Source organism: Paracoccus sp. MC1862 (assembly GCF_016617715.1).
GTDB lineage: Bacteria > Pseudomonadota > Alphaproteobacteria > Rhodobacterales > Rhodobacteraceae > Paracoccus.
Genome location: NZ_CP067225.1, coordinates 1 through 20220, shown reverse-complemented (window position 1 = coordinate 20220; position 20220 = coordinate 1). Strand labels below are relative to the sequence as shown.

General features: G+C 68.3%; 18 protein-coding genes and 1 tRNA gene. 5 read left to right on the top strand and 14 right to left on the bottom strand.

Going from position 1 to position 20220, the window contains the following annotated elements; all coding sequences use genetic code 11:
* The first annotated feature begins 231 nt into the window (after positions 1 to 231).
* Entirely contained in the window at positions 232 to 2229 is a 1998-nt protein-coding gene (locus tag JGR78_RS18485) for a calcium-binding protein (RefSeq protein ID WP_182792257.1), read from the top strand.
* Between the two features lie 848 nt (positions 2230 to 3077).
* On the opposite strand, the gene JGR78_RS00090 is transcribed toward JGR78_RS18485, so the two are convergent.
* The 5 genes from JGR78_RS00090 to infA form a co-directional block, all read right to left on the bottom strand.
* Positions 3078 to 3153, bottom strand: a tRNA-Phe gene (locus JGR78_RS00090).
* A 70-nt stretch (positions 3154 to 3223) separates the two neighbouring features.
* Positions 3224 to 3382, bottom strand: a complete 159-nt coding sequence (locus JGR78_RS00085) for a DNA gyrase inhibitor YacG (RefSeq protein WP_182792258.1) — start codon at positions 3380 to 3382, stop codon at positions 3224 to 3226.
* Positions 3379 to 4440, bottom strand: coding sequence for a ribonuclease E/G (locus tag JGR78_RS00080; RefSeq protein WP_182792259.1), 1062 nt, complete (start codon positions 4438 to 4440; stop codon positions 3379 to 3381). Before JGR78_RS00080 ends, JGR78_RS00085 begins: the two co-directional genes overlap by 4 nt.
* A complete protein-coding gene (locus JGR78_RS00075; RefSeq protein ID WP_182792299.1) occupies positions 4437 to 5051 on the bottom strand; it encodes a nucleoside triphosphate pyrophosphatase in 615 nt (204 codons plus the stop codon). The genes JGR78_RS00080 and JGR78_RS00075 overlap by 4 nt, the downstream gene beginning before the upstream one ends.
* On the bottom strand, positions 5035 to 5253 hold the full coding sequence (gene infA, locus JGR78_RS00070) for a translation initiation factor IF-1 (RefSeq protein WP_036716789.1): 219 nt from the start codon (positions 5251 to 5253) through the stop codon (positions 5035 to 5037). The genes JGR78_RS00075 and infA overlap by 17 nt, the downstream gene beginning before the upstream one ends.
* Positions 5254 to 5517: 264 nt before the next feature.
* Here infA and JGR78_RS00065 point away from each other — a divergent pair, with 264 nt between their 5' ends.
* On the top strand, positions 5518 to 7629 hold the full coding sequence (locus JGR78_RS00065; protein WP_182805558.1) for an OmpA family protein: 2112 nt from the start codon (positions 5518 to 5520) through the stop codon (positions 7627 to 7629).
* 71 nt (positions 7630 to 7700) lie between these two features.
* On the opposite strand, the gene JGR78_RS00060 is transcribed toward JGR78_RS00065, so the two are convergent.
* From JGR78_RS00060 to JGR78_RS00045, 4 genes are read right to left on the bottom strand one after another with little or no spacing between them, the layout of a single operon-like run.
* Positions 7701 to 8195, bottom strand: coding sequence for a hypothetical protein (locus tag JGR78_RS00060; RefSeq protein WP_182805555.1), 495 nt, complete (start codon positions 8193 to 8195; stop codon positions 7701 to 7703).
* Positions 8192 to 8605, bottom strand: coding sequence for a GNAT family N-acetyltransferase (locus JGR78_RS00055; RefSeq protein WP_182792262.1), 414 nt, complete (start codon positions 8603 to 8605; stop codon positions 8192 to 8194). The genes JGR78_RS00060 and JGR78_RS00055 overlap by 4 nt, the downstream gene beginning before the upstream one ends.
* On the bottom strand, positions 8602 to 9738 hold the full coding sequence (gene dapE, locus JGR78_RS00050; RefSeq protein WP_182805553.1) for a succinyl-diaminopimelate desuccinylase: 1137 nt from the start codon (positions 9736 to 9738) through the stop codon (positions 8602 to 8604). The genes JGR78_RS00055 and dapE overlap by 4 nt, the downstream gene beginning before the upstream one ends.
* Positions 9735 to 10565 carry a sulfite exporter TauE/SafE family protein gene (locus JGR78_RS00045; protein ID WP_370576420.1) on the bottom strand — a complete coding sequence of 277 codons (831 nt, stop codon included), beginning with the start codon at positions 10563 to 10565 and terminating at the stop codon, positions 9735 to 9737. The genes dapE and JGR78_RS00045 overlap by 4 nt, the downstream gene beginning before the upstream one ends.
* 123 nt (positions 10566 to 10688) lie before the next feature.
* On the opposite strand from JGR78_RS00045, the gene JGR78_RS00040 reads away from it, so the two are divergent.
* Complete coding sequence (locus JGR78_RS00040) at positions 10689 to 12317, top strand: acyl-CoA dehydrogenase family protein (RefSeq protein WP_182792264.1); 1629 nt, start codon at positions 10689 to 10691, stop codon at positions 12315 to 12317.
* A gap of 129 nt (positions 12318 to 12446) precedes the next feature.
* Positions 12447 to 12866 carry an META domain-containing protein gene (locus JGR78_RS00035; protein WP_182792265.1) on the top strand — a complete coding sequence of 140 codons (420 nt, stop codon included), beginning with the start codon at positions 12447 to 12449 and terminating at the stop codon, positions 12864 to 12866.
* Positions 12867 to 12987: 121 nt separating this feature from the next.
* Here JGR78_RS00035 and JGR78_RS00030 read toward each other — a convergent pair whose 3' ends face one another.
* Entirely contained in the window at positions 12988 to 13818 is an 831-nt protein-coding gene (locus JGR78_RS00030) for a DNA repair protein RecO (protein WP_182792266.1), read from the bottom strand.
* A 65-nt stretch (positions 13819 to 13883) separates the two neighbouring features.
* Between JGR78_RS00030 and JGR78_RS00025 the strand changes: the two genes are divergently transcribed.
* Positions 13884 to 15665, top strand: coding sequence for an adenine deaminase (locus JGR78_RS00025; protein ID WP_182805550.1), 1782 nt, complete (start codon positions 13884 to 13886; stop codon positions 15663 to 15665).
* Between the two features lie 27 nt (positions 15666 to 15692).
* On the opposite strand, the gene JGR78_RS00020 is transcribed toward JGR78_RS00025, so the two are convergent.
* The 4 genes from JGR78_RS00020 to dnaA all read right to left on the bottom strand — a co-directional run bounded on the left by JGR78_RS00020 (position 15693) and on the right by dnaA (position 19966).
* The gene (locus JGR78_RS00020; protein ID WP_182792301.1) at positions 15693 to 16118 is read right to left on the bottom strand and encodes a VOC family protein; all 426 of its coding nucleotides are present in this window, start codon (positions 16116 to 16118) and stop codon (positions 15693 to 15695) included.
* 170 nt (positions 16119 to 16288) lie between these two features.
* Positions 16289 to 17368, bottom strand: a complete 1080-nt coding sequence (gene recF, locus JGR78_RS00015) for a DNA replication/repair protein RecF (protein WP_182792268.1) — start codon at positions 17366 to 17368, stop codon at positions 16289 to 16291.
* Positions 17365 to 18483 carry a DNA polymerase III subunit beta gene (gene dnaN / locus JGR78_RS00010; protein WP_182792269.1) on the bottom strand — a complete coding sequence of 373 codons (1119 nt, stop codon included), beginning with the start codon at positions 18481 to 18483 and terminating at the stop codon, positions 17365 to 17367. Before dnaN ends, recF begins: the two co-directional genes overlap by 4 nt.
* Before the next feature lie 94 nt (positions 18484 to 18577).
* Entirely contained in the window at positions 18578 to 19966 is a 1389-nt protein-coding gene (dnaA, locus tag JGR78_RS00005; RefSeq protein WP_182792270.1) for a chromosomal replication initiator protein DnaA, read from the bottom strand.
* Between the last annotated feature and the right edge of the window lie 254 nt (positions 19967 to 20220).

The following is a 20220-nucleotide window of genomic DNA, read 5'->3' as shown; positions in this document are numbered from 1 at the left end:
ACCGCGAGGGTCATGCCGCGCGAAAGCCTTGTCGCGGAAGTGCGGGCAAAGGACCGCTCCGATGAACTCCTGACCGAAGCGTGCGAAGACCACGAACGACGCCAAGGTGAGCGCGGGCCAATGCGCGGCCTTTGCGCATCTTCATGCCGTGCATGGAACTGGTGACTTGGCAGGCTTCGGGATCGCTGGCACGATGCCTTTGCCCCTTCCCTTCTCTCAGGATCATCCGGGATGCCAACCTACTTCCTGTCCAACGACCGGCGGAGCGTGCAGGAAGATCCCTATCTGCTGCAGTTGAAGAACGGCGTCCTTGTGACGCTCTGGACCGATCTGAATCTGGAATCCTCATTCGGCGTCTACATGCGGTTTCAGAACGGGGACCTGAGCGCGGGAAGCCCGGCCCCCGCCCGCGTCAACAACCTGACCGCCGACATCCAGCGCGGACCGGCCGCCACTGCCTTCAACGACGGCAGCTTCGCGGTCATCTTTGAAAGCCGGGGGGCTTCGGCGGTCAACGGGCACGAGGACGCCTTCTATGACAGCTATATCCGCTTCTATGACGCCGACGGATCGCCCAGGGGGGCGGCGCGGCAACTGACGCCGAATGTCAGCAAGGACCATTACGCTTCGGACATCACCACCCTGTCCAACGGCCAGTCGGTCACGCTGGTCGTAAGGGACGAAGGCGGCGGCCGCTATGATCTTCTTGCCTATCGCCACGGACCCACAGGCGCGCAGGTGGGCAACCCGACGCTGCTGGTGGACAATGCCCCCGTTTATGTGAACTCGTGGCGGGGCGCGGATTATCTTGCCCCGTCCATCGCCGCCGGCGCCAACGGGACCTATGCGGTCAGTTGGCACCAGCGCACGGCGCAGGATGGGCAGAACGGCTATGCGATCTGGACCCAGGTTTATCGCCCCGATGGCTCGGCCCTTGGTCCCGCGCGCGTCGTGGCGCCCGTCGTCCCCCACAGCCAAGAGCAGTTCGGCCTGGACCAGAGCTATTCGGAACTCGCGGGCCTGAGCACCGGGCGCTGGGCCGCCGCCTGGCATCGCGACGAGCCGAACAACGTCCATGCCGATGACGTCTATTTCCGGCTGCTGAACGCCAACGGCACCGGGGCCACGAATCCGGTGATGGTGAACTCGGACCGCCAAGCCGGCAACCAGAGCCTGCAGGATGTCGTGGACCTCGGGGCCGGGCGGGTGCTCGTGACCTATTTCCACTATATCAGGGACGCGATCGGCGGGCTGTTCGACGGCGGTCTGCTGATGGGAAGGGTATTCGGGACCGGAGGGCAGGCGATCACGGGGTCCTTCCAGCTCAGCGAAGGGAACCCTTATTTCGAGATGACCGGCGGCAATGCCCTCGTCAACGGAGCCGGCCAGATCGTCGCCTCCTTCAGCGCCGAGCTTTCCCAGGCGAACAGCACCGATGTTCTGGGCGTGGTCCGCCCGCTGACCCTGCCCGCGGTGAACGGGGGCGCGGGCAACGACCGTATCGCGGGCACTTATGTCAATGACGTGATCCGCGGCAACGCTGGCAACGATGTCCTGCAGGGGAACCGCGGCAACGATTCGCTTTACGGCGGGGCAGGCAACGACACGCTTCATGGCGGCGATGGCAATGACCGGCTGGAAGGCGGGGCCGGCCAGGACCTGCTGTGGGGTGACGCAGGAAACGATCTGCTCGACGGCGGGGACGGCCATAACATCATCAACGCCGGCACCGGGAATGACACGGTACGAAGCGGTGCGGGATCGGACACGGTCAACGCGGGCGCCGGCAACGACAGCGTGGGCTCGGGTGCCGGGGGCGACCGGGTCTATGGCTTGGAGGGCAACGACACCATCGATTCCGGCGCCGGGCATGACATCATCATCGGCGGCGCCGGCAACGACCTGCTGCGCGGCGGCACGGGCAACGACGACCTCGCGGCCGAGGCGGGCAGCGACACGCTTGACGGCGGCGCCGGCAATGACATGCTGCGGGGTGGTCCGGGCGCCGACCTGTTCATCTTCAACGACGGTCTGGACACCATCCGCAACTTCGATCCCACGCAGGACCGGATCGACCTGCGCAGCTTTGCGGGGCTGGACAACTGGGCCGATGTGCGCGGCCATCTGCGGCAGGAAGGCGGCCATGTCACCTTCCGCCACGGCGATGACGCGCTCAGGATCGACTGGACCCGGCTTGTGGCCCTGGGGTCGGACGATTTCATCTGGTGATCTGCCGCTGCTGACCGATCAGGCGCCGAAATGCCCATTCCAGAGGCGTAGCGCTGCAAGGGCACGATCTTCGCCGGGACAAACCTGATTCAGAGGCGGATCCCGGAAACCTCCTGCAGAACTCGGGACAGATGCAATCCGAACTTCTTGCCTTGGCTGTCGGGCTTGAACGAGACCATCAGCACCAGCGTGTGCCGCAGTCATGCGGGCCTTGCGGCCATTGCGCGCGCTACCGACCCCGGCATGATTTTCCCTTCGCACCAGGTTGCGGATCAGCCACTCACATCCTCATACCCGCGCCACCATCGTGCCGGGTCGGATCGGCTTGTTGGTGACTTGCGCCAGCCAGCTTACCGCGTGCAGCCTGATGCTTCTAGCCGTGATGATGGGGCTCACAGCCCCATGACCAAGGCAGAATTGCGGCATCAGTCACCAGAGACAGCCCGCCCGACCAAGTGAACGCAACCACAACTTGGGGGACAAGGCCACAATGCAATTCCTGCGCACAGGCAGTCGCATCAGTGGCAGTGAACCTCGCCCGCCTTCTTGTCCATATGGCAGCACTGGCCCGGCGGGGACGACTTTTGGCACCCGCCACCGTGGGCCGTCGCGGCCGAAGCAGTGAAGGCCATAGCAGCGTCCAGCGCCGCGCAGAGAATCAGTAATCGAGACATGGAAACCGGCATCTGGATAGCCTGCTCTGGATAGGCCGACAGGGGCGAACCCTGAACCTGTCCAAGCGGACAAGAGCCCACAATATTTCCGTGCCGCCTGTGTGCATGTCACGTGAATACGCAAGACACGCGAAAGTAGCCGCTTGGCCAAACCAGTAGATTTTAAAGATGAAATGGTGCCCGGAGACGGATTTGAACCGCCGACACGCGGATTTTCAATCCGCTGCTCTACCAACTGAGCTATCCGGGCCCTTGCCGGGCGTCCTGCCCGCGGGTGCAGCGTTCCTAGACAAGCCGGGATCGGCTGTCCAGAGCGAAAATCAATCCTCGTTCCCCGGGCGTGGGATGTCGCCCGCAGGCTCGCCGGGGATGGCATAGTCGCCGCGCAGCCAGCGTGCGAGATCCACATCCGCGCAGCGCTTGGAACAGAAGGGGCGATAGTCCGGCACCGCGGGCTTGCCGCAGATGGGGCAGGTCATTCGTCTTCTCCCGCAAGGGCGACGGCGACCAGGGGAACACGGTCGCGCTTGCGGTTCAACTCGTAAAGACCCATCGCGGTCCATCCGACCAGCGTGGTTTCCGTGCCCTCGGCCTTGAAGGCGGCGCGCAGCACCTGTTCCAGCGTGCCGCGGTCGCGTTTCGGCATGGGGGCGAAGTCGATCACCACTTGCCCGCCCAGGCCCCGCAGCCGCAACTGCCGCGGCAGGTCGCGGGCCAGCGCGATATTGGCCTTGAGCGCCGCGGCCGGCGAGGTGTCGCGGCCGGTGTTCACGTCCACGGCGACCAGCGCCCGGGTCGCCTCGATCACCGCGAAGCCGCCGCCGGGCAGGTCAAGCTCCGGGTCCAGCAGGGCGTCGATCGCGGCAGTGACGCCATGACTGTCAAAGGCGTCGTCGCTGTCGTCCACATCGTCGGGCGGGGGATCGGCCCAGTCGATCCAGGCGGCGCGCCAGGGCAGTTCGGCATCGACCAGCAGTTCGGGACGGCCCTGGGTGTCGCTCATCACCGCGGTCGCCAGCGTGACAATCTGGGACAGCTCGTCGGCGATTTCCTCGTCCTCGGCACCGGCAGCAGCGCTTCGCATCACGAGGCCCAGGCTTTCCGCTCCCCCCTCCAGCGCCGCAGAGCCAAGCGCCACCAGCCGGGCCCGTCGTTCCTCGTCACGGATGCGGCGCGAGACATTCACGCCCGGCGCACCCGGAGTCGCGATGGCCGTCTGGCCGCGGAACAGGACGCGCTGGCTGACCGGGATGGCCTTGCCGTCGTCGGGCGCCCCCGTCACCTGCACGATCAGCACCTGCCCTTCGGACAGGCCGCGCGCATCGCGCAGAAAGCCGCGCTCGCCTTCCGGCAGGCGGACGAAGACGCCGCCCTGCCCCTTGACCAGCCGGTCCACCACAGCGCGGCAGATCGCGCCCGGCGGCAGGGTGGTCAGGGCGGAAAGGTCGAACAGCAGATCCTCGACCCGGCCATCGACCATCAGGGCGGCGGCCTCGCGGCCCCATTGCTGGCCCAGAACGACCTGGCGTCCCTTCATCTGGCAACTCCATCGGGGGCGTGGCCCGGAACGATCCCGCAGGCCGCAAGCAGCATGGCGGTTTCCGACAGCGGCAGGCCGACGACAGCAGTGAACGAGCCCTGCATCCACGGCACGAAGGCGCCGGCAGGCCCCTGGATGCCGTAGCCCCCGGCCTTGCCGCGCCAGTCGCCGCCGGCGACGTAATCCGCGATCTCGGCGGCGGAAAGCTGGCGCATCCGCAGGGTGGCTTCCACCAGCCGGTGCCGGGCGCGGCCCCCGGCCTCTACGGTGACGGCGGTCAGCACCCGGTGGCGGCGGCCGGACAGCAGCCGCAGGAAGGCCGTGGCCTCGTCCTCGTCGGCGGGCTTGCCGAGGATGCGGCGGCCGGCGACCACGGTGGTGTCGGCGGCCAGCACCACGCCATCCTCGACCGCCGAAACGGCGGCGGCCTTCTCGGCGGCCATGCGGGCCACATAGGCGCGCGGCGTCTCGTCCTTCCGGGGCGTCTCGTCGATGTCGGCGGGGATGATGGCATCGGGCGCGATGCCGATCTGCGCCAGCAGTTCCAGCCGGCGCGGGCTGGCCGAGGCCAGAACGAATCGCGGAACGGCCTTACTTGAAGCGGTAATTGATCCGCCCCTTGGTCAGGTCATAGGTGTTCATTTCCACCTGCACCTTGTCGCCGGCCAGAACCCGGATGCGGTTCTTCCGCATCTTGCCTGCCATATGCGCGATGATCTCATGGCCGTTTTCGAGCTCGACCTTGAACGTCGCATTGGGCAGGAGTTCCTTCACGACGCCGGGGAATTCGAGCATCTCTTCCTTGGCCATGTTCTCTCCTGTAGGAAGACCGCGCAAAGCGGACCCCGGCGATATGCCGTCAAGTCCCGCTGTTTTCAAGAGGAAAGCCGTGTGAATCGGGCCGCATGCGGCTTGATGCCGCCTTGCCGCCGTTCACGCGGCATTCACGTCCCTTTGGCCGGTGTCACGCAGACGTGGGGGGAACGCAACCCGGGTTTTGCGGTTCACTGCAGGACGACCCGCGCAAGGCGGGCAGCATTGCGCGGCGATGCCGCGCCCGATGAAGGACCTGACATGCCGCGTAGAACCCTCCGCAACACGACCGCACTGGCGCTGGGGCTGAGCGTCGCCCTGCCCCATTTCACCGTCGCGCAGACGGCGCTGATCGAGGAGAAGCCGGCTTCGCTGGTCATGGCGCAAGTCGAAACCGGGAACCCGCCGGAGGTGCCGCCAGAGGCCGTGGAGGGCGCGGACGTATCCGGGGAGGCCGTTGAAGCGGCAGAGGAAACCGCCCAGCCGGAAGCCGAGGCAGCCTCTGCGGAAGCGCCTGCCGGGGAGGCCGAGGAGACTGCGGCAGAGGCCGAAGCCGCGGCTGAGCCCGCAACCGAGGAGGCAGCCGATGCGATGACGGCACCCCAGGCCGTTGTGCCGGAAGCCCAGCCGGAACCGGAGGCCCGGCCAGAGCCGGTCGAGGCCGCCGAGCCGGAGACCGAACCTGCGCCGGAACCTGCCGCTGACGCCCAACCCGACGCAGCCTCGGCCGAGCCCGAGGCTGAACCAGCCGCACCGCAAGCCGAACCCGCGGCAGAGCCTCAGGCCGAAGCGGCACCGGAACCCGTCCCCGAGGCGCCTGCGCCGGTCGCAGTGGAAACGACAACCGAGCCGGAAGCGCAGACGACCGATGAACCCGAGGCCTCGGCCAATGATGCTGCAGAGGCCACCGTTGACACGGAAGCCGCGGAGGCCACGACAGACGGCGGGACGCCGGGCGAAGCGGACCTTGCGCGTGCGCTGGCCGAGGAAGGCGAGTCCGAAGCCGACGCAGCCGGGACCGCATCCGACGCCAGCGCCCCCGCAACCGGCGACAACGCAGCGGATGCGACAACCGCCATCGCTGCGCCGGGTGACAGCGAGGCGGATTCCAATACGGGCGAGCCTTCCCCGGAAGGTGAGCTTGTCGAAGCGCGCGAGGTGCCCGAGGCCGAGGCCCCCACGACCGACATCTCGCGTGAGGCCGCGGCTGGCGGCACGCCCCCCGCGGCGGCGGCCCTTGCCGGATCGGCGGCACCGGTCACGACCAGCGAGACGCGCGAGGTGACGGACGAAACCTCCCGCAGCGCGACCGAGGACTTCCAGACGGACCTGCGCGGCGAGTTGCGGGCAAGCGGGGCTCCAGTTGTCGGCGGCGCGGCGCAGCAGGACGCCGCGCAGCAAGGCACCTCGGCAGAGGCTGGGGCTGATCAGGACACCCGGTCCGCCGCCGCTGCACGGGAAGGGGATGACGATGACGACCGCAGCAACTTGGAACAGGTGCTGCGGCAGGCGGTTCTTCCGGCGCTCGCCGGGCTTGCCGTGGGCCAGCTTCTGTCGAACGACCGGCAGGTGGAACTGAACACCGGCGACCGCGTGGTGGTGACTCGCCCCGATGGCAGCCAGGAGATCATCAAGGACGACAACGCCCTGCTGCTGCGCCCCGGCTCGACCGTGCAGACCGAGGAATATGCCGACGGCTCGACCCGGACCATCGTCGCCCGAGAGGACGGCAGTCAGGTCGTGACGATCCGCGATGCCGACCTGCGCGTGCTGCGCCGGACGCTGGTGCAGCCCGATGGCACCACCACCGCGCTGATCGACGAAACCGCCGCCGTGGCCCCGGTGGACGTGGCCAACCTGCCGCCGCCCGCCCGCCCGATCACGGTCGCGCCCGGCGAGCGGCTGTCCGAGGACGCGCTGCGCGAGGCGCTGCGGCGCGAAACGCAGGTGGGCCGGACCTTTTCCTTGGGCCAGATCCGCAACATTCCCGAAGTGCGGGCGCTGGTCGCGCCCGTCGAGGTGCAGGCGATCACCTTCGACACCGGCTCGGCCGCGATCAAGCCGGACCAGGCGCAGGCGCTTTCCACCCTGGGGCGCGTCATCGCCGAAAGCATCCGCCGCAACCCGGCCGAGATCTACATGATCGAAGGGCACACCGACACCGTCGGCGCCGACGCGATGAACCTTGCCCTGTCCGACCGCCGGGCGGAATCCGTCGCGCTGGCCCTGACCGAGTTCTTTGGCGTCCCGCCGGAGAACATGGTCGTGCAGGGCTATGGCGAGCAGTTCCTGAAGGTGCCGCAGGAAGGCGATATCCGCGCCAACCGCCGCGCCGCCGTCCGCCGGATCACCGACTTGCTGGCGCGGAACTGAGGGGGGCGTTGCCTCCTCGCCACAAGCCTGAAACCAGAGGCCGGGGAAGTTCCCCGGCCTCTTTCCATGCGTCAGTCGGGCCGCTGCCATACAGTGCGAAAGGCATCCTTTGCCGCCAGCGCCGCCGCAGCAGCGCCGAGATCGAACCCCGGCAGCGCGGCGAAGGCATCCGCAAGTGCTGCCGCACCTGCCGCTTCGACGGGGATCAACACCGCCTCTCCGTTCCGGGTCCGCAGCCGCCAATGCGCGTGGCCGTCCAGCCGGATCAGGCGGATCTGGCTCAGATCGCGCAGCGCAACCTCTCCGCCCAGCGCCCTTGCGCCATAGTAGCGGATCGCGCCTTCCTCAATCTCGACCAGACCGGGCGCGGCGATCTCGACCGCGAAGCGGCGGCGGCGCCAGGCGCCCCAACCCCAGAGAATCGCGAAAGCCAGGATCGCGCCCCCGAGCGGCTGCAGCAGCAGCCCGCCCAGCGAAAAGATCCAGATCCCGGCAAGGCCGGTCAGCACCGCTGCTGCCACCTCGCGCCATGGCTTGAAGCGGGCGACCAGTTCGGGGCGGATCACAGCGTCAGGCTCATGTCCCGGTGGGGGATGCCGGCGTCGTCGTATTCGGGGCCGTAAGCCGCGAAGCCCAGCTTTTCGTAGAAGCCAATGGCGTAGGTCTGCGCCCCCAGCTTCGCCGTCCTGACGCCCCGCGCGCGGAGTTCATCCAGCGCCGCGCGCATCAGCGCCGCCCCTGCGCCGGTTCCACGCGCCTCGGGCAGCAGCGCCACCCGGCCGATCTTGGCCGTCCCGCCGTCGATCAGCAGGCGGGCAGTTCCCACAGGCCGCTCGTCCTGCGTCGCCAGCAGATGCACGGCAGTGGCGTCATGTTCGTCCAGTTCGATCTCTTCGGGGACGTTCTGCTCCTCGATGAAGACGCGGCGCCGGATGGCGAAGCAGGCGGGGATATCGTCGGTGACACAGATCTTCATTCGAAATACCGCTGCAGGATGGACTGGTAGATGGCCTTGAGCTGGTGGACCTGCTCCACCGGGACGCGCTCGTCCACCTGATGCATGAAGGCGCCGACAAGGCCGAACTCGACCACGGGACAGTGGTCCTTGATGAAGCGCGCGTCCGAGGTGCCGCCCGAGGTGGACAGCACCGGGACGCGCCCCGTATGCTCGGTGACGACGCCCGCCACCAGATCGACGAAGGGGCCGGGCTTGGTCACGAAGGACTCGCCGCTGACCGTGACCTCGATGCCGATGCGAACGCCGGTTTCGGTTTCGACCACCGCCGCGCGCTCGCGCAGCATGGCAGTCAGGCTGTCGCCGGAATGCGCGTCGTTGAAGCGGATGTTGACGGTCGCAGTGGCCCGTTCGGGGATGACGTTCGAGGCCGGGTTGCCGCAGTCGATGGTTGTGACCTGCAGCCCCGAGGGGTCGAAATGCGCGGTCCCCCGATCCAGCGGATGCGCCGTCAGTTCCCCCAGCAGCCGCACCAGCGCATGCAGCGGGTTCAGCGCACGATGCGGATAGGCCGCGTGGCCCTGCCGCCCCACAGCGGTGAGATGCGCGGTCAGGCTGCCGCGGCGGCCGATCTTGATCATCTCGCCCATCGCCTCGGGATTCGAGGGCTCGCCCACGATGCAGACATCCATGCGCTCGCCGGCATCGCGCATCCAGTCCAGGATCGCGCGGGTGCCGTCGCGGGACGGACCTTCCTCGTCGCCGGTGACGGTCAGGATCACCGCGCCGTCGGGGGGCGTCCCGGTCACGAAATCCATCGCCGCCGCGACAAAGGCCGCGACCCCCGACTTCATGTCGGTCGCGCCCCGGCCCCAGATCATGCCGTCCACCAGCGCGCCGGAAAACGGCGGATGCGTCCAGCTTGCCGGATCGCCCGGCGGCACCACGTCCACATGGCCGTTGAAGCCGAAGCTGCGGGCGTCCTTCGCCCCCCAGCGGGAAAACAGGTTCGGGACGCCGTTCCGGTCGATCCGGTGGCACTCGAAGCCCGCAGTCTCCAGCACCGATTGCAGCAGGTCCAGCGCCGGTCCCGCGTCGGGCGTGACCGAGGGGCGGCGGATCAGGCGGGCGGTCAGCAGGGCGGCGTCGGTCATCCCATCACCTCAATGCCGCGGCGGATCAGGTTCAGCGAGGTCAGCGCCAGCAGCAGCAGCGTCCAGCGGCGGAACTGCGCCAGATCCAGCCGGTCCTGCAGCCAGAAGCCCATCTGCATCCCGATCACCGCCGGCACCACCATCAGCGCCGACAGCGGCAGCGTCTGCGCGTTCAGCACGCCCGAACCCAGATGCGCCAGCGCCAGCGCGACCGCGCCGACCAGGAAGACCACCCCCTGCACCCGGATCTGGTCCAGCTTGGACACCCCGATGGACAGCAGATAGACGATCAGCGGCGGCCCCCAGATGCCCGAGATTCCGCCGTAAAGTCCGCCGACGACCCCGCTGAGGATCTCGGCCCGGCGGTGGTGATGGACGGGCAGCGCCATGGGGCGACCGGAAAGCTGCCACAGCGCGAAGCCCAGGATCGGGACTCCCAGCGCCAGATACATGACGGGCTGCGGCAGGATGCGGGCGAAGGGCGCCGAGACGAAGATGAACAGCACCAGCGCCCCGATATGCCAGCGGAAGGCGCGGACGGATGTCATCGCCGCGCCGATGCCCTGCCGCGTCGCTTGCTGCACGTTCGTCACCAGCATCGGCAGGATCGACAGCGCCAGCGCCACGGGCGCAGGCAGGAACGATCCCAGCGCCGACATCAGGATCATCGGCATGGCGAATCCGATCGCCCCCTTGACAAGGCCCGCCACCAGCGTGGCCGTTGCCGCAAGAAGGACGAGATGGGGATCGAGGCCGAACATGGCGGCGAAACTGCCCGCATGGCCGGACGGCGGCAAGGGGGCACGGGCTGGACCTGCCGTCGCCATGGTCAAGGCCGTTAAACGGGGGAAACTATGCTGCGCCAAGCCATGCTTCTGCGCAGCATAGTTGCGCTGCAACTGCGAAAGGGTTAGCAGCAAGGCAAGCTCCATTCTTGCAGGAACAGCCCCATGCTCGACGCCCGCGCCGCCCTGACCCCTGCCGACGCGCAGGCCATCCTTCCCGAACTGGACGCGCTTCTTTCCCGTGCGACCGAGTCGCTGCGGGCGCGCGTTGGAGGCGGCAAGATCGACGCGGCCGCCTTGGAAACCGAACAGCACGCGGCGCACGCGCTGTCATGGCTCGCGACCTATGTGGAATCGCTGAGGCAGCTTTCCGCCTGGGCCGAGCGGCTGGGCGAAAGCTTCGGAGAGATCGAGGCCCTGATCCTGCAGGTCGGCTTCGGCGAATACCTGACGCAGATCACCGGCGGCATTCCGATGAGCCAGACAGAGTTCGCCCGGCTTTCGGACCTCGGCGTCGAATGGCAGCCCTCGGACGCGGCCCGCGCGGCGATGGGCGGCAACAGCCCTCAGGCCCGCGCCCGGCTGGTCGCCCTGATGCGGGACAACGCCGGCCGCGCGACGGTCGGGGCCACCGGCCTTGACGAGGATCTGGAAATGATCCGCGACCAGTTCCGCCGCTATGCCGAGGACCGGGTGATCCCCAACGCCCACGGCTGGCACCTGCGCGACGAACTGATCCCCATGGAGATCATCGAGGAACTGGCCGAACTCGGCGTCTTCGGCCTGACCATCCCCGAGGAGTTCGGCGGCCTCGGCCTCTCGAAAGCCTCGATGGTCGTCGTCTCGGAAGAACTCTCGCGCGGCTATATCGGCGTGGGTTCGCTGGGCACGCGTTCAGAGATTGCGGCCGAACTGATCCTCGTCGGCGGCACGCCCGAGCAGAAGGAACAATGGCTGCCCAAGATCGCCAGCGGGGAAATCCTGCCCACCGCCGTCTTCACCGAGCCCAACACCGGCTCGGACCTTGGGTCTTTGCGCACCCGCGCCACCCGCACCGGGGACGGCTGGGAGATCACCGGCAACAAGACCTGGATCACCCATGCCGCCCGCACCCATGTGATGACGCTGCTGGCGCGGACCGAGCCCGACACCACCGACTGGCGCGGCCTCTCGATGTTCTTGGCCGAGAAGACCCCCGGCACCGACGAGAACCCCTTCCCCACCCCCGGCATGACCGGCGGCGAGATCGAGGTGCTGGGCTACCGCGGAATGAAGGAATACGAACTCGGCTTCGACGGCTTCAAGGTCAAGGCCGACAACCTGCTGGGCGGCCAGCCGGGCCAGGGCTTCAAGCAGCTCATGCAGACCTTCGAATCCGCCCGGATCCAGACAGCGGCCCGCGCCATCGGCGTGGCGCAGTCGGCGCTGGAACTTGGGATGCAATATGCCATCGACCGCAAGCAGTTCGGCAAGGCCCTGATCGAGTTCCCCCGTGTCGCCGACAAGCTGGCCCTGACCGCCGTGGAAATCATGATCGCGCGGCAACTCACCTATCATTCCGCCTGGCAGAAGGACCACGACAAGCGCTGCGACCTTGAGGCCGGGATGGCCAAGCTGCTGGGCGCCCGCGTCGCCTGGGCCGCCGCCGACAATGCGCTGCAGATCCACGGCGGCAACGGCTTTGCGCTGGAATACACGATCAGCCGGGTTCTCTGCGACGCCCGCATCCTCAACATCTTCGAGGGCGCAGCCGAGATCCAGGCGCAGGTCATCGCCCGGCGCCTGCTGGGGTAAGCCGCCGTTGCGCGAATGGCACGGGCGCGGGTGCTCGCGCGCCCGTGCATGGACTTTGCGGCAACCCGGTGGCAGGGCCGTGCGGTATTCTCGTGAACTCAAATGCCTGATCCCCGGGGGAAGCCTGCCATGATCTCCGCCCTTCGCCTTGCCGCCGTCTCCGCGGCCCTCGCCACGCTGGCCGCCTGCGGCCCCGCCCCCCTGCCGTCCGACGGCACCGGGTTCGAAGGCGGCATCCCCTATGGCACCTACACCATGGTCGGCTTCGGGCAGGAGGCCGTGCCCACGCGCGATTCCCGCATCCGCCTGACGCCGGGCCAGATCACCGGCAACGGTCCGTGCAACAACTTTGCCGCGACCAACGCCGCAAACCTGCCGCAGATCAACGTCACCGTGATGAACTGGACGGACAACCCCTGCGGCCACAAGGGCTTCGAGGGCCGCTTCCTCGAAGCGGTCACCCAAGCCTCCGAGGCCGAATGGACCGGCGGCGTTCTCAAGATCAAGAGTCCGCTCGGCTGGATGACGCTGGAACGCTCGGGGAACTGATCGCGCGAAGGCAGCCCGTCGGGGGGTCCTTTTCCCGGCACCGCACCAGACTGCGGGCAAGGTTGGTCCCTTTCATGTCACATGCGCGACCTGAAGGGACTGGCGCTGGTTCCCGCCGTCATCAGGGGTCCTGTGGAATGCGGCCTTTCTCGCCAGCCGTCAGCCGCGCCACAAGCCTTGCGCGGGCGGCAGGCAAGGGCCGCCCCACCTGCGCCTCGGCCAGCCTCGCGTTCAGAAAATGCCCGGTCAGCGCGAAACCTGCAGCAAGGTCGTCCGGCCGTTCCGGCCCGCCCAGAATGCCCGGCAGCGGCAGCAGACGCAGCGCCCATTCGCTTGCCGCCTCGACCGTGACGGCATGGCCCGTCTTGGGCGAGACGTAAGCCAGCGCCTCCCGCGCGCCACTCACGGCACAGCGGTCCAGCGACAGGCCGAAGCCCAACTCGTCCAGAAGAAGCAACTCCCAGCGCAAGTAGAGTTCGGCCCAACCCGGCTTTCGTTCTTCATCGCCCAAATATCCTCGGGGGGCGCGGGGGGCAGACAGCCCCCCGGCTCCGGCAATTCCGTCAGAGCCGCCTGAACTGCCCGCCTCCATCGCGTCCAGCAATCCTTCGGTCGCATCCGTCAATCGCGGATGCGGGTCTCTCTCCGGCAATGCCCAGCCGATCAGCGCCGTCACCGCATTCAGCCCCGCCAGCGCATCCGCATCCGCCATCAACCCCGCGCGCGTCCGCCCCGGCTCGACGGTGAAGCTGCCAAGCTGGTCATGCAGCCGCGCCCGCCAGCGCAGGGCCAGCCGGTTGCCGGGCTGCAGCATGGCCGCGCGCTTGACGCTCGCGCCCCCCGGCACGACGCCCGAGACAAGCCCAAGCTCGCGGGTCAGCGCGGTCAGGATCACCGCGTTCTCGCCATGCTTGCGCCGCGCGATCGCGGTCGCCTCGCCCTGCCATTCCATCCGGCTTCCTTTCCCGCGCAGGCTGCCGCAAGCTGGCGCGATTGAACAGACAAGGCGAGGGAAAGATGCTGAAACCGTGGATCGAGGCTCAGGCGCGGCTGGTCGAGGTCGCAGCAGGGCGCGCGCCCGCCGACACCGTGATCCGCGGCGGTCAATGGGTCAACGTCCACACGCGCGAGGTGCTTCCCGGCCACGACATCGCCATCGCCGACGGCCGCGTGGCCTGCGTCCTGCCCGACGCATCCGCCAACATCGGCCCCGAGACGCAGGTGATCGAGGCCGAGGGCCGCTACATGGTCCCCGGCCTGATCGACGCCCACATGCATGTGGAATCGGGGATGCTGACTCCGGCCGGCTTCGCTGCCGCGGTGATCCCCCACGGCACGACCACGATCCTGCACGACCCGCACGAGATCGCCAATGTCATGGGACTCGAGGGCGTGCGGCTCATGCGCGATGAAAGCCTGATCCAGCCGATCACGATGCTGACGCAGATGCCCTCCTGCGCCCCTTCCGCGCCGGGGCTGGAAACTACCGGTTGTCCGATTACCGCCGGAGAGGTCGCGCAGGCCATGGGCTGGGACGGCGTCGTGGGCCTGGGCGAGATGATGAACTTCCCTGCCGTTTCCGCAGGCGACCCGGCGATGCTGTCCGAGATCGCCGCGACCCGCGCCGCCGGCAAGACGGTCGGCGGACATTACGCCAGTCCCGACCTCGGCCGCGCCTTCTCGGCCTATGTCGCAGGCGGTGCGGCAGATGACCACGAGACGGTGGCCGAGGCGCAGGCCGTGGCCCGCGTCCGGCAGGGGATGGGCGCGATGCTGCGGCTGGGGTCCGCCTGGCATGACGTGCAGGCGCAGATCACGGCGATCACGCAGCGGGGGCTGGACCCCTCGGGCTTCATGCTCTGCACCGACGATTCCCACGCGGGGACGCTGGTGCATGACGGGCACATGGACCGCGTGGTGCGCCATGCCGTGGACTGTGGCTGCGATCCACTGGTAGCGATCCAGATGGCGACGATCAACACCGCCCGGCATTTCGGGCTGGAACGGGAGTTGGGGTCCATCACCCCGGGACGCAGGGCCGACGTGATGCTGACTTCGGACCTGCGGGCGCTGCCGGTCGAGATGGTGGTGGCCCAAGGCCGCCTGGTGGCGGAAGACGGGCGGCTTCTGGTGGACTGCCCGCTGATCGACTGGCCGGATGCGGCGCGCAACTCTGTCCACCTCGGCCGGGCGCTGACAGCCGCCGACTTCCGCGTTCCTGCCGAGGGCACCGAGGCGGACGTCCGCGTGATCGGCGTCATCGAGAACCAGGCCCCCACCCGGGCGCTGACCGCCACCCTGCCCGTCCGCGACGGCGAGGTGATCCCCGAAGGCGTCGAGCGCATCGCGCTGGTGGAACGCCACAAGGGCACCGGCGGCGTGGTCAACGGCTTCGTGCAGGGCTTCGGCTATCGGGGGCGCATGGCCGTCGCCTCGACCATCGCGCATGACAGCCATCACATGATCGTCGTCGGCACCTGCGGAGCGAACATGGCTGCCGCCTCGGCCCGGCTGGCGGAACTTGGCGGGGGCGTTACCGTCTTCCGGGACGGAGCCGAGCTGGCCCATGTCGCCCTGCCCATCGCCGGGCTGATGTCGGAGCGCCCCGCCGCCGAGGTCGCCGAGGCCGTCGAGGCCATCAATCACGCCATCCGCGACTGCGGCTGCACGCTGAACAACGCGATCATGCAGCATGTCCTGCTGGCGCTGGTGGTGATTCCCGAGTTGCGGATCTCGGATCTGGGACTGGTGGCCGTGACCCGGTTCCAGATCGGCGACGTGGTGACCGCGTCGCGGTAGCAATGGGTATTTGGGTCAGAAAGAAGCTCAGGGGAGTGTCAGTGACCCATCTTCGGCCAGCGGCCAGAACGGGTTGTGGGCAATCTCCCACACATGGCCGTCAGGGTCAGCGAGGTAGCCCGAAGTGCCGCCCCAAGCCGCCTTTTCGGGGCGCTTGAGGCAGGTGGCGCGGGCATCGAGGGCGGACTGGAAGATGGCATCGACCTCATCCGCATCGCCGCAGTTCTGGGCGAGGGTCACCGCCCCGGTGCCGAGTTCGGCCACAGGGCGGCGCTGGTCCTCGGCCAGTTCATCCAGCGCGAAGAGCGCCAGGGCGAGGCCGGGCATCTGGAACAGCGCGAGGCCCTCGGGCGCGTTCGGATGCGGGGTCCAGCCCCAGTCGAGATAGAAGCGCCGGGCACGCTCAAGGTCGGCTACGCCAAGCGTCACCAGGCTGATGCGGTTGCGTGGCAGCGTCATGTCAGCCCTCGTCAATCCAGGTGGAGGCGCTGGCTTTGCATCCCCGCCTCGCAAGGTTTGTGCGGTTGCGGGGCCGGATATGAGATCCTCGGCCATCGAGGCCAGCGGTCGGCCCTTGGCCTTCCGGGGTCGCAAGACTGGCGTTGTTGCGGGATAGCGTCACATCATCCCTCGTCGGTCAGAGTCGAGGCATCTTCGTCCCGCGCAACGTGGAGGAAGCGGGCGCGGTCGTCCAGAGCGGCGAAAAGTTCGCGCCCCGTGCCGGTCAGGAAACTTTGCGCGGGCAGCGCGGCGATCTCGTCATAAAGCGCCCTGCGGCGGGGTTCGTCCAGATGCGCGGCGACCTCGTCCAGCAGCACGACGGGACGTTCCGGCGCAAGCGCGCGGGCGTTGGCGAGGATCAGCGACAGCAGCAGGGCCTTCTGCTCTCCGGTGGAACTCAGCGCGGCGGGCATGTCCTGCGGTCCCCAGCTTGCGCCAAGGTCGGCGCGGTGCGGGCCGGTCAGGGTGCGGCCCGCCGCCATGTCACGGCGGCGCATTGTGGCCAGACGGGCGGCAATGCTGGCCGGGTCCGCATCATCGGCTTCGCCGTCACCCGCCAGCAGCACCAGCCGGGCCGAGGGGAAGCTGGTCTCGGCCCCCGCCTGCGCCTGCATGATCCGGGCCACGGCCTCCTGCCGGTTGCGGGTGATCGCGGAACCAGCCTCGGCCATGCGGGTTTCCAGCGCGCGATACCAGCGGTCGTCGCGGATGTCGTCCCGCAGCAGGCGGTTGCGGTCGCGCATGGCCTTCTCGTAGGCCAGCGCGTCATCCGCATGGCCCGGCGCGAAGCTGAGCGTCAGGCGGTCGAGGAATCGCCGCCGCACCTCGGGCGCGTCGGTCCAGAGCCGGTCCATTGCCGGCGTCAGCCAGATCACGCGGGCCAGCGCCCCCAAAGCCACCTGCGGCGCGGTCTTGTCATCGATGGTGACGTGGCGACCCTCGCCGGGGGCCGCACCGGTTTCGACCGGACGATCGTCGATGGTCGCCCGGATGCGCCAGCCCGCCTCGGGGCCACGCCGCGCCTGATCGGCGGGGGCGGCGCTGCGCAAGCCCCGCCCCGGCGACAACATTGAGAGTGCTTCGAGGATATTGGTCTTGCCCGCACCGTTCGGGCCGAAGATGGCGACCGGGCGGGCGTCCAGTTCCAGCGCCAGCCGCGGCCAGGACCGGAACTGCGCCAGACCCAGGCGGGAAAGCGTCACACGCGCATCGGCATGACGACATAAACGGCAGAGTCGTCCCCGCCCTCGCGGATCAGCGCCGCGTCGCCCGAGCCGTTGAACAGGAAGACCGCATTCTCGCGGTCGATCTGGGAGGCGATCTCCTGCAGGTATTTGGCGTTGAAGCCGATTTCCAGCGGCTCGTCGTTATAGGCGACGGCCAGTTCCTCGTCGGCGGCACCCGCATCCGGCGCGTTCACCGACAGGATCAGCCTGTCCTCGTCCAAGGCCAGCTTCACAGCCCGTGAGCGTTCCGAACTGACCGTCGCCACGCGGTCCACGGCGCGGGCGAAATCAGCCGCGTCCACTTCCAGCCGCCGCGTGTTCCCGCGCGGGATCACGCGGGTATAATCCGGGAAAGTGCCGTCGATGACCTTGGAGGTCAGGGTAATCGTGGGCGTGGCGAAACGCACCTTGGTCTCGCCCACAGACACGGCAATGACAGCCTCGTCGTCGTCCAGAAGCTTCTTGAGTTCCGCCACGGTCTTGCGCGGGACGATCACGCCCGGCATCGCCTCGGCCCCTTCCGGCAGCGGCGCATCGACGCGGGCCAGCCGGTGGCCGTCCGTCGCCACGCAGCGCAGGGTCCGGCCGCCCTCGCCATCGGCCACATGCATGTAGACGCCGTTGAGGTAATAGCGGGTTTCTTCCGTCGAAATCGCAAAGCGCGACTTGTCGAAGAGCCGCCGCAGGACCGGCGCGGGGGCGCTGAAGTTCGCCGCGTATTCCGTCGAGGCCATGATCGGGAAGTCCTCGCGCGGCAGGGTCGCCAGCACGAAATTGGCGCGGCCCGCCTGCACCGTCAGCCGGGCGGAATCGCCATCGACCGAGATATTGACCAGCGCCCCGTCAGGCAGCTTGCGGGCGATGTCGTTCAGCAGCGCGGCGCTGACGGTGGTGGCGCCGGGGCGTTCGACCGTGGCCGGCGCGCGGTCCACGACCTCGGTATCAAGGTCGGTGGCGCGGAAGCTGACGCCCTCGGGCGCCGCCTCGATCAGCACGTTCGCAAGGATCGGGATGGTGTTGCGGCGTTCCACGACCGACTGGGCCTGCGACACGGCCTTGTTCAGAACCGCCTTTTCGATCGAGAATTTCATGGCGCCTTGCCCTTTTGGTCGCGAAAGCCGCCCCGAGGGGCGGCGTGCGCTCAGTTTCCTCAATGTTCGCCCGTGGTCAAGCGCCCGTGAAGCCTCAGGCTTCCAGCGAGCGGCGCAGCAGGTCGATGTCTTCGGCAAGGCTGCGGTCTTCGGTCCGCAGTTCCTCGATCTTGCGGACGCCGTGCATGATCGTGGTGTGATCGCGCCCGCCGAAGCGGCGGCCGATTTCCGGCAGGCTGCGGCTGGTCATCTGCTTGGCCAGATACATGGCGATCTGCCGGGGCCGGGCCAGCGTCCGCACCCGCTTGGGGCCGACGAGGTCCGACAGGCGGATGTTGTAATGCTCGGCCACCTTGCGCTGGATCTCCTCGACCGTGACCTTGCGGTCGGATGCCCGCAGGATGTCGGCCAGACATTCCTGGGTCATGTCGAGGTCGATCTCGCGCCCCATCAGGCTGGCGAAGGCAAAGAGCCGCTGCAGCGCGCCTTCCAGCACGCGCACGTTCGAGGTAATGCGGTGGGCGAGGAATTCCAGCACCCCCTGCCCCAGCCGCAGGCCCGGATAGGTCAGGCGGAACTGCTCGGTCTTGGACTGCAGGATCGACAGGCGCAGTTCGTAGTCGGTCGGGTGCAGGTCCACGATCAACCCGCAGGAGAGGCGCGACTTGATCCGCTCCTCCATGTCCTTGATCTCGCCCGGCGCGCGATCGGCCGAGATGACGATCTGCTTGCCCTGATCGACCAGCGCATTGAATGTGTGGAAGAATTCCTCTTGCGTGGAATCCTTGCCGGCGATGAACTGGACGTCGTCCACCATCAGCAGGTCCACGGTGCGGAACAGTTCCTTGAAGTCCATGACGGTGCGCTCGCGCAGCGCCTGAACGAAGCGGTACATGAACTGCTCGGCGGACAGGTAGAGGATGCGGGCCTGCGGGTCGCGGGCCTGACGTTCGCGGGCAATGGCGTGCATCAGGTGCGTCTTGCCGAGGCCCACGCCGCCGTAAAGGAACAGCGGGTTGAAGGTGACATGGCCGCCCTCGGCCACGCGCTTGGCGGCGGCATGGGCCAACTCGTTCGGCTTGCCGACCACGAAATTGTCGAAGGTGAAACGGGCGTCCAAGGGCGCCGTCATCTCCTCGTCGCGCAGGGGGCCGCGAGGGGTGACGCGATGGGCGGGATCGGGGCGCAGCTCCGCCGGGGCAGCGGCCACCGGGGCCTCGGCCAGACGGGCCTCTGCAGGACGGGGCGCGGCGACGGTGAAGTTCACCCGCTCGACCTCGGCCCCCTGATGGACCAGCGCGTCGATGATGGGGCGCGCGTAATGGCGCGACACCCAGTCCGACAGGAAGCGCGTCGGACAGGCGATGTCGGCCGCGCCGCCATCGATGGCGCGCAGGCTCAGCGGCGCAAGCCAGGTGACGTAGTTGTGCGTCCCTACCCGCGCCTCAAGCTCGGATCGCGCACCCGCCCAGAGATCGTTCATCCTGTCGTTCCTTCTGTCCCCGTTCCCCGCCGCGAACGCCGGCGGGACATCAGCCATCACAGGCCACGACGCAGGGACGAACAGGACAGCCACGCCGCGGAAACCCTTGGCGCGCGGGGCCACGAGGCCCTTTCCATCTGTTCCGGGTCGGCCCGTTTCCGGTGGCAGCCGAAGCAAGGCCCACGCGCGCCACGGCCTGACCCGTGGCAGCGGGCTTCAGCCCTGGTCTGCGCCTGCCCGGACCCTGCTGGCAG

Bases quoted from the DNA above. Each gene is read 5' to 3' on its own strand.
- JGR78_RS18485 (WP_182792257.1), top strand. From the start codon at position 232: ATGCCAACCTACTTCCTGTCCAACGACCGGCGGAGCGTGCAGGAAGAT.
- JGR78_RS00085 (WP_182792258.1), bottom strand. From the start codon at position 3,382: ATGACCTGCCCCATCTGCGGCAAGCCCGCGGTGCCGGACTATCGCCCC.
- JGR78_RS00080 (WP_182792259.1), bottom strand. From the start codon at position 4,440: ATGAAGGGACGCCAGGTCGTTCTGGGCCAGCAATGGGGCCGCGAGGCC.
- infA (WP_036716789.1), bottom strand. From the start codon at position 5,253: ATGGCCAAGGAAGAGATGCTCGAATTCCCCGGCGTCGTGAAGGAACTC.
- JGR78_RS00065 (WP_182805558.1), top strand. From the start codon at position 5,518: ATGCCGCGTAGAACCCTCCGCAACACGACCGCACTGGCGCTGGGGCTG.
- JGR78_RS00055 (WP_182792262.1), bottom strand. From the start codon at position 8,605: ATGAAGATCTGTGTCACCGACGATATCCCCGCCTGCTTCGCCATCCGG.
- dapE (WP_182805553.1), bottom strand. From the start codon at position 9,738: ATGACCGACGCCGCCCTGCTGACCGCCCGCCTGATCCGCCGCCCCTCG.
- JGR78_RS00045 (WP_370576420.1), bottom strand. From the start codon at position 10,565: ATGGCGACGGCAGGTCCAGCCCGTGCCCCCTTGCCGCCGTCCGGCCAT.
- JGR78_RS00040 (WP_182792264.1), top strand. From the start codon at position 10,689: ATGCTCGACGCCCGCGCCGCCCTGACCCCTGCCGACGCGCAGGCCATC.
- JGR78_RS00035 (WP_182792265.1), top strand. From the start codon at position 12,447: ATGATCTCCGCCCTTCGCCTTGCCGCCGTCTCCGCGGCCCTCGCCACG.
- JGR78_RS00030 (WP_182792266.1), bottom strand. From the start codon at position 13,818: ATGGAATGGCAGGGCGAGGCGACCGCGATCGCGCGGCGCAAGCATGGC.
- JGR78_RS00025 (WP_182805550.1), top strand. From the start codon at position 13,884: ATGCTGAAACCGTGGATCGAGGCTCAGGCGCGGCTGGTCGAGGTCGCA.
- dnaN (WP_182792269.1), bottom strand. From the start codon at position 18,483: ATGAAATTCTCGATCGAAAAGGCGGTTCTGAACAAGGCCGTGTCGCAG.
- dnaA (WP_182792270.1), bottom strand. From the start codon at position 19,966: ATGAACGATCTCTGGGCGGGTGCGCGATCCGAGCTTGAGGCGCGGGTA.